Source organism: Clostridium sp., from assembly GCF_036639235.1.
GTDB lineage: Bacteria > Bacillota > Clostridia > Clostridiales > Caloramatoraceae > Clostridium_AB.
The window spans coordinates 15,991-19,758 of the sequence record NZ_JAVWJB010000027.1 but is presented as its reverse complement, the minus strand read 5'-3'; the positions used below and the strand labels follow the sequence as shown (position 1 = coordinate 19,758).

Here is a 3,768-nt window from a genome sequence, read left to right as displayed (position 1 = left end):
TTCTACTGTAGTGGTGGATGCCAAGCTAATAACTATAGCTTTAATAAGGATATTCACGTTCCTTATGAACTTGGTTGTGAAATGATGAAAAAGAGAATCGAGTGTGCTATAGCAATAAAAGCTAAGTTAATCGAAGAATAATAAAAAAAGCTGGGCCTTAGTTTAGGCTCAGCTTTTTCTATTATTATCAAGACCTATAGATGACACAACAAGTCCGGCAAATGATACGAAAATCCCAATAGCAGAACTTGGAGATATTAAGGTTAATTCAATTCCGAACAGGGAAATTGCAATGCCATATAGAATAAGCTTCATATATTCACATCCAATACTTTTTCTATATTATAACATTTATTTAAATAAATTGGAATAAATAACCTTGTATATAATTACTTAGGTTTGACTAACAAAATTACCAGTTGTATAATTATCCTAGCGTAAAATGAAGGAGGGAGAGGTATGAAGAAAAAAGCTGCACTTAAGTTTATTATATCTATAGCATTTATTTTTGTTGTAGGATATGTGCTAGCATTTGGAGTTAATGTTGGTAAGAACTTTAAGATACTATCTTTAGGTGAAAGCTTAAAGCCAGGACTTGACCTTAAAGGTGGAGTATACATAGAAGAGGAAATCAAAGGTGACAAGGTAGATAGGGAAACACTACAAAGAACTAAGGAACTCTTAGAACTAAGAGTTAATGGACTTGGTGTATCCGAGGCTGTTGTTGCTATTTCAGGAGATAACAGAATAAGAATAGAGATTCCAGGTATTTACGATGCCCAGAAGGCTCTAGATCAGGTTGGTAGAACTGGAAAGCTTCAGTTTAAGGGACCAGATAACAAAACAGTACTTGAGGGTACAGATGTTAAAACAGCTTCAGTTGGAATGGATGGCCAAACTAACAGACCTGTTGTACAGCTTAAGTTAACAGAAGAGGGTACTAAAAAGTTTGCAAAGGCAACTCAGGAATACCTGAATAAGCCAATATCAATATATATGGATAGTGATCTTATAAGCTCACCTGTAGTTAATAGTGTAATTGCTAATGGTGAGGCTATTATTACAGGAAGCTCAGATGTTGCAGAGGCAGAAAGACTAGCAGGGCTAATTAAATCAGGTTCACTGCCTGTACAGTTAGAGCCAGCTACGGTTAAGACAATAGGACCATCACTTGGGGCAGAAGCTATACCAACAAGTGTTATGGCTACAATTGTCGGAGTAGTATTAATAATGATATTTATGATTTCTATTTATAGAATACCAGGACTTATTGCAAGTATTGCATTACTTGTATATATCATGTTAACCCTAGTTATATTTATTAACATAGGTGCAACAATGACACTTCCAGGTATTGCAGGATTACTTTTATCTATTGGTATGGCAGTTGATGCTAATGTACTAATATTTGAAAGAACTAAGGAAGAGTTAAGACTAGGTAAGTCTTTAAGTACTTCAGTTGATGCAGGATTCAAAAGAGCCTTATCATCAATTCTTGACTCTAACGTAACTACACTTATAGCAGGGTTCTCACTTTACTTCTTAGGTTCAGGTTCAGTTAAGGGGTTTGCCCTAACACTTAACATAGGAGTTATTTGTAGTATGTTAACTGCTATTATTGTTACAAGATTCCTATTAACATCATTCGTTGATACAGGTTGGGTAAAGAACCCTAGACTTTATAGTAGGAAGTAGGGGGGAGGTTTACTTATGAAAGACGAAAAGATTTTTAAAATAGTCGAGAAATCAAGATTATGGTTTATAATATCGGCGGTTATTATAGTAATTTCCTTAGGGTCACTATTTGTTCGTGGACTTAACTTTGGTATAGACTTTGTTGGTGGAACAGTAGTAACTATTAATATGGAAAAGGATTACGATGTAACTAAGGTCAGAAAAATAGCAGAAAAATACGATAAGTCAGTACAGGTTCAGTCTGTTGAAGGTAATGAGGTTACAATTAGAAGTAATACATTTACTGATAAGGATATAGATTCACTTTTCAAGGAAGTAAAGAAGGAATTTAGTCTTAAGGATAGTCAACCACTATCAGCAGAAAGAATAGGACCATCAATTGGTAAGGAGCTTACTCAAAAAGCATTTCTATCATCAATAGTTGCTGTTCTAGGTATTCTGATTTATATTAGTTTTAGATTTGAGTGGAGATTCGGTGTTGCAGCTATAGCATCACTTATCCATGACTTAATAATTACAATTGGTATATTCTCATTATTCCAAATACCAATTAACTCAAGCTTTATGGCTGCAGTGTTAACAATACTAGGATATTCAATAAACGACTCAGTTGTTGTGTTTGATAGAATTCGTGAAAACTCACGTAAGAAAATTTACAAAACAAACACGTTACTTGGAGATGCCAGCTTAACACAAACAATGGCAAGATCAATTAATACTATACTTACAGTTTTAATAGCGATTACAACCCTATATATTATGGGAGTATCAGCTGTTAAGGAATTTGTTCTTCCACTGATTATAGGAATTGGATTTGGAGGATATTCATCTATCTTCATAGCAGTTCCTGTATGGGCAAAGCTTGCTGATAAATATAAGAAAAAGTTATAAGAAAATTATAATAAAAAGAAGAAAAAGGGAAGATTATATAGTCTTCCCTTTTGTTTTTCCTAATTTCTTAATGTTTTTTAAAAAATTCTACAAATCTTTTATGTTTTTTATATATTTTTCATTGATTATACATATCAAGACAATGTATAATATTATATGCTTTCAATTATTCTAAGGGGTACATGCTATGAAGAAATGGATTATAAAAAAGACTAATAATAGCTTAACAAAATTACATAGCAATGAGTTTCTAAATAGACTACTGTTATCTAGGGAAATAGACAACAGCGAAGAGGCGAACCTATTTTTAAACCCCTTAATAGACAATCTTTATGACCCATTTATGTTTAAGGATATGAACAGGGCTATTGAAAGAATAGACGAGGTTATAAAGAAAGGACAAAAGATTACTATTTACGGAGACTATGATGTTGACGGTATAACTAGCACATCAATATTATTTAGGGCATTTACTAAGCTAGGAATTGATGTTAGCTATTACTTGCCAGATAGAATAAACGAAGGCTATGGACTTAATTTTGATGCTATTAACTATTTGAAGAGTCTTAAGACGGATCTTATAATTACTGTGGACTGTGGAATATCAGCCTTTGAAGAGGTTAAGTATATTAAATCTCTAGGAATGGATGTTATTATTACAGATCACCATGAGTGTAGAGAGGATATTCCAGATACCATTGTAATAAACCCTAAAAGACAGGATTGTCATTATCCATGTAAGAACCTTGCAGGATGTGGAGTGGCATTTAAGTTAATAGAGGCGCTGTGGATGTATTATGATATTGACGGTGTTGATGAGTTCTTAGACATTGCAGCAATAGGTACTATTGCAGATGTTGTAGACCTTAAGGGTGAGAACCGGATTATTGCAAAGCAGGGAATGGAAAAGTTAAAAACCACTGACAAGTGTGGACTTATAGCTTTAAAAACTATTGCAGGAGTTGAGGATAAGCTAACCTCAGGGGCAATTGCCTTTCAGATAGCACCAAGAATTAATGCAATAGGAAGACTTAGTGATGCGAAGATTGCTGTTGAGCTTTTTACAACAAATGACTATGATAAGGCAATGCAAATTGCAAAGTACCTAGATCAGGAGAATAGAAGCAGGCAGAAGATTGAAGAGGAAATACTAAGTGAAGTTATAGATAAGATTAGTGAAGA

General features: G+C 33.8%; 4 protein-coding genes and 1 pseudogene. 4 read left to right on the top strand and 1 reads right to left on the bottom strand.

Going from position 1 to position 3,768, the window contains the following annotated elements:
* A pseudogene (locus tag RR539_RS07510) lies at nt 1-141 on the top strand (thioether cross-link-forming SCIFF peptide maturase); the annotation flags it as partial.
* Nucleotides 142-168: 27 nt separating this feature from the next.
* On the opposite strand, the gene RR539_RS07505 reads toward RR539_RS07510, so the two are convergent.
* Nucleotides 169-315: a hypothetical protein gene (locus tag RR539_RS07505; RefSeq protein ID WP_332474981.1), complete on the bottom strand. Its 147-nt coding sequence runs from the start codon at nt 313-315 to the stop codon at nt 169-171.
* Nucleotides 316-459: 144 nt separating this feature from the next.
* On the opposite strand from RR539_RS07505, the gene secD reads away from it, so the two are divergent.
* From secD to RR539_RS07490, 3 genes are all read left to right on the top strand, one after another.
* Nucleotides 460-1,695, top strand: coding sequence for a protein translocase subunit SecD (gene secD, locus RR539_RS07500; RefSeq protein ID WP_332474982.1), 1,236 nt, complete (start codon nt 460-462; stop codon nt 1,693-1,695).
* 15 nt (nt 1,696-1,710) lie between these two features.
* Nucleotides 1,711-2,586, top strand: coding sequence for a protein translocase subunit SecF (gene secF / locus RR539_RS07495; RefSeq protein ID WP_332483610.1), 876 nt, complete (start codon nt 1,711-1,713; stop codon nt 2,584-2,586).
* Between the two features lie 187 nt (nt 2,587-2,773).
* Nucleotides 2,774-3,768, top strand: a 995-nt coding sequence (locus tag RR539_RS07490) for a single-stranded-DNA-specific exonuclease RecJ (protein WP_332483611.1), incomplete at its 3' end; no start/stop codon positions are given.